Raw genomic sequence first — 4,007 nt, 5'->3', positions numbered from 1 at the left:
GTTAAAACACCAGCAACCATATCAACCACAAGCGCTGTAAATACCGTTTGTGGTCGGTGGAGGGAGATGGTATCTACGAAAATCGTTACGTTCACAGGGGGGCAGAAACTTGAATGATGATCCTACAGTTTATCAATCAGCAATCCGAAATCATCAATCCATCCAAAGCCCGACCTACGAAAATCGTTACGTTTACAGGTGGCAGAAACTTGAATGGTGATTGCACTGTTCATCAATCATCAATCATCAATCCGAAATCATCAATCCAACCACCGTCCTGCCGGGTAAAACCGCTGGTCGGTAAAAATCCCTTCCAGGGGCACGTCCCAGGGTTGCTGCGGGAGCCTGTCCACGCGTTGAAAGTCATGCGCAACCCCTGCCAGATGGGGGTGTCGCCAGTGCCGACGGTGACGGAGGAAGGCGAAGCTGCGGTCATAATAGCCGCCCCCCATGCCAAGGCGGTTGCCTTGAAGGTCGAAGGCGACGAGCGGGGCCAGAACGAGGTCGAGTTGTTGCGGTTGGCGGAGCCGGCGATGGGAGACGACGGGCTCGGGGATACCATAACGGTTCAGCGCCAGGCGGCTGTCCTTTTCCATTGGGGCAAAGGTGAGGCGCTGGCCGGGTGAGGCGAGTACCGGCAGGTAGCAATGCTTGTTCATGTCCCAGGCGATGGGCAAGAGCTCGCTGATGTCGATTTCGCCGTCATTCGGCAGAAACAGGGCGATATGCCGGGCGCGCAGGAAAAAGGGGTGGCGCAGGATCAGCCCCAGCGCCATTGCCGAGGCCAGACGTTGCTCATGGGTTGAGAGGGCGCGGCGCTGGCTGCGCATGTGCCTGCGCAGTCCGGCGATACTGGCATCTTTACTCATAAATAAGGAGGCATCCTCCGCCTGTGCCGTTGCGTTCCGTTGTCCTTGAACCAGAGGCTCAAGTGGGGAAAGGGGGCAGGGCATAAGGCTTTCCGCCAGCAGCGGACTTGCACACAATCCTGCCACAGTTCTCCCCGGGTAATAAAACTAGGCTCAAGAAAATACCGGGTTCACTGTCGAACACTGCAGAGGATGCCTAAACTCTATATTGGGATCGTAGCTGAAAATTCCAGTCAGGAGAACCGCTGAAGGGGATTATAATTCGAGTTGTTTGTTGTGCGTCAGGGCGGTCTCGATTTTTTCCTGCAGGGACTGGATACGCGAGCTCATGGATTTGACATAGTTTTCGCTCTTGCCCTTTTGGGAGAGCAGATCATGGGCCATATTCAGCGCCGCCATGATGGCGATGCGGTCCTGGCCGACCACGCCGCTGTCGCGAACTTCCTTCATGCGGGTATTCAGGTAATGTGCCGAGGCAAGCAGGGAGTCGTGTTCAGACTCGGGGCAGGCAATGCGGAATTCCTTGTCGAGAATCTTGATGGTGACGGCAAGATTGTCTTTATTCATGGTTATTTTCCATGGCCTTGAGGCGGTTAATCATCGCCTCGACGCGGTTGCGGGCGAGCTCGGTCTTTTCAATCAGTTTCGCGCGTTCTGACATCAGGTTGTTTTGATGCAGGCGCAGGGAATGATTTTCATTCTTCAGGGAAGCACAGGTGTCAATGAGTTCTTCAACCCGTGATTCCAGCTGCTTCAGCTCCAGTTCTTCATTTTCATTATTATGGACGCTCATACCGGCACTATAAAATGGCTGGCAGACGGGGTCAACGCTGAAAGTGGCTGCCAGGGTGTCAGCCAGGGGATTTTATGCCGGGCGCGGAAAGGCGCATAATAGTCGCTGTTTTGAATTAAAGCCGGATGAAGTGCCGAATGTCGACTGCAAATGAACTGCCTGACTACGATGAATTGAATGATGCCCTGGCCCGGGTAGAGATTGTGACCGATGCGGCGGAGTGCCATGGCCTGCTCTGCGGTCTGTTATGTGCCGATAAAGAGCCCCGAAAACACTGGTTGACCGAGATCTTGCCGGCCGGGGGCGACAATAGTGACCTGCTCGTTAAGGAGCTGCGCGCACTGCTGGATACGGTTTATGCCACGACCGAGGAGCAGTTCGAGGCGGCGGCGTTCGGGATGCGCTTGTTGCTGCCGGACGATAATGAGGCCCTGTACATTCGCTTGCAGGCCCTGGGGCGGTGGTGCGAGGGTTTCTACCTTGGCCTGGGCATCGCCGGGATCAATGACCTGGACAAGTTACCGGAAGACAGCCGCGAGGTCGTGCGGGATATGATCGATATCGCCCAGGTCGAGGTCAGTGACGACGAGACCGATGAAGAAGATGAGGTCGCGTATACCGAGGTGGCGGAATACCTGCGCGTCGGTGTCCTGCTCATCCATGAAGAACTCTCCACGCCTGCACAGGCCACGCAACATTAATGAGCGGACAATAGCCCCATGATCGTCAAGCCGAATGAATTTCAACGCCGTCGCCGTCAGTTGCTGAACATGATGGAGGAGGGCGATATTGCCATCCTGCCGACGGCGAATGTGTGCATGCGTAACCGTGACGTCGAGTATCGTTATCGTCCCGATAGTGACTTCTTTTACCTGACCGGCTTCGCCGAACCCGAGGCGGTGGCCGTCTTTATCCCCGGCCGCAAGCACGGCGAATACGTTCTGTTTTGCCGGGAACGGGACCCGCGCATGGAAACCTGGAACGGCCCCCGCGCCGGCCAGGAGGGTGCCTGCACCATCTACGGCGCCGATGATTCGTTTCCCATTGATGACATTGACGAGATCCTGCCGGGGCTGATGGAGAATACCCTGCGGGTGTTCCACTCCATGGGTTATAACCCGGAGTTCGACACGCGTGTTATCCACTGGGTGAATGCCCTGCGTGACAAGGCCCGTTCGGGTGTGCATGCCCCCGGCGAGTTTGTGGCACTGAACAGCGTGCTGCACGAGATGCGCCTGTTCAAGAGCGCCGCCGAGGCCCGCACGATGCGACAGGCGGCGAAGATCTCCGTTGCCGCCCACCAGCGCGCCATGCGCACCTCTCGGCCCGGTATGATGGAATATGAACTCGAGGCCGAGTTGCTTTACGAGTTTACCCGGCGGGGCAGCGAGGCCCCTGCCTATAGTTCGATTGTCGGTGCCGGCGCCAATGGCTGCATCCTGCACTATGTCGATAACCGCGCCGAGATGCAGGATGGTGACCTGGTGCTTATCGATGCCGGCTGTGAATTCGAGTGCTATGCCTCGGACATCACGCGCACCTTTCCGGTGAATGGCCGCTTTTCCGCGCCCCAGCGTGCGCTTTATGAGGTGGTGCTGGCAGCGCAAGAGGCGGCCATTGAGCAGGTACAGCCTGGCAACCACTGGAATCAGCCGCACGAGGCGGCGGTGCGCACGATCACAGAGGGCCTCGTCGAGCTGGGTATTCTCAAGGGCCGTGTCCCGACCCTGATCAAGAACGAGGCCTACAAGCCTTACTACATGCACCGCACCGGCCACTGGCTGGGCATGGACGTGCACGATGTGGGTGACTACAAGCTCGGTGACGAGTGGCGCCTGCTGGAAAAGGGCATGGTCATGACGGTCGAACCTGGCCTGTATATCCCGGCCGGCAGCAAGGGCGTGGCGAAGAAGTGGTGGGATACCGGCATTCGCATCGAGGACGACGTGCTCGTTACCAAAGACGGCTATGATGTGCTGACCGGCGCGCTGGAAAAGACACCGGACGATATAGAGAGATTGATGAATGCTGAATGATGATTGATGATCGTTAAAACATTCAGTTGTGTAGGTCGGATTAGCAACGCGTAATCCGACGTGTCGATGCTAAATATTTCGTCGGATTACGTCGTGTTACTCCTAATCCGACCTACATACTAATGAATTGATGATTTATGATTGCAGATTGATGATCGGAAGTTCATTCATCAATCATCATTCCGCAATCATCGATATGCTGCGTGTCTCTGCGTTGAAAGTAATAACTATGATCACTGCTGTCCCGTTAACATAAGCCTGACAAGCAGTAAGCTTCGAGAAAATAAGGTAACCAGGTTGATTGATGCG

At 56.0% G+C, this 4,007-nt stretch carries 5 protein-coding genes and 1 other RNA gene; 2 read left to right on the top strand and 4 right to left on the bottom strand.

The genetic code is table 11. The features are described 5' to 3' along the window. Nucleotides 1-260: 260 nt before the first annotated feature. The 4 genes from RQ738_RS13295 to RQ738_RS13280 form a co-directional block, all read right to left on the bottom strand. Nucleotides 261-869 (bottom strand): 5-formyltetrahydrofolate cyclo-ligase, encoded by a 609-nt coding sequence (locus RQ738_RS13295; RefSeq protein ID WP_314165789.1) that lies wholly within the window; start codon nucleotides 867-869, stop codon nucleotides 261-263. Between the two features lie 10 nt (nucleotides 870-879). Further along, nucleotides 880-1,064: non-coding RNA, 6S RNA (ssrS, locus tag RQ738_RS13290), on the bottom strand. Between the two features lie 60 nt (nucleotides 1,065-1,124). Then, nucleotides 1,125-1,436 (bottom strand): cell division protein ZapA, encoded by a 312-nt coding sequence (locus RQ738_RS13285; RefSeq protein WP_314165788.1) that lies wholly within the window; start codon nucleotides 1,434-1,436, stop codon nucleotides 1,125-1,127. Continuing rightward, entirely contained in the window at nucleotides 1,429-1,662 is a 234-nt protein-coding gene (locus tag RQ738_RS13280; protein WP_314165787.1) for a TIGR02449 family protein, read from the bottom strand. Before RQ738_RS13280 ends, RQ738_RS13285 begins: the two co-directional genes overlap by 8 nt. A gap of 137 nt (nucleotides 1,663-1,799) precedes the next feature. On the opposite strand from RQ738_RS13280, the gene RQ738_RS13275 reads away from it, so the two are divergent. Further along, the gene (locus RQ738_RS13275; protein ID WP_314165786.1) at nucleotides 1,800-2,363 is read left to right on the top strand and encodes a YecA family protein; all 564 of its coding nucleotides are present in this window, start codon (nucleotides 1,800-1,802) and stop codon (nucleotides 2,361-2,363) included. Nucleotides 2,364-2,381: 18 nt separating this feature from the next. Next, nucleotides 2,382-3,698, top strand: a complete 1,317-nt coding sequence (gene pepP / locus RQ738_RS13270; protein ID WP_314165785.1) for a Xaa-Pro aminopeptidase — start codon at nucleotides 2,382-2,384, stop codon at nucleotides 3,696-3,698. Nucleotides 3,699-4,007 lie beyond the last annotated feature (309 nt).

This window comes from Sulfuriflexus sp., assembly GCF_032250955.1.
GTDB lineage: Bacteria > Pseudomonadota > Gammaproteobacteria > AKS1 > AKS1 > Sulfuriflexus.
Note: the sequence above shows the minus strand (reverse complement) of the source record. Positions and strands in the feature narration are given on the sequence as shown.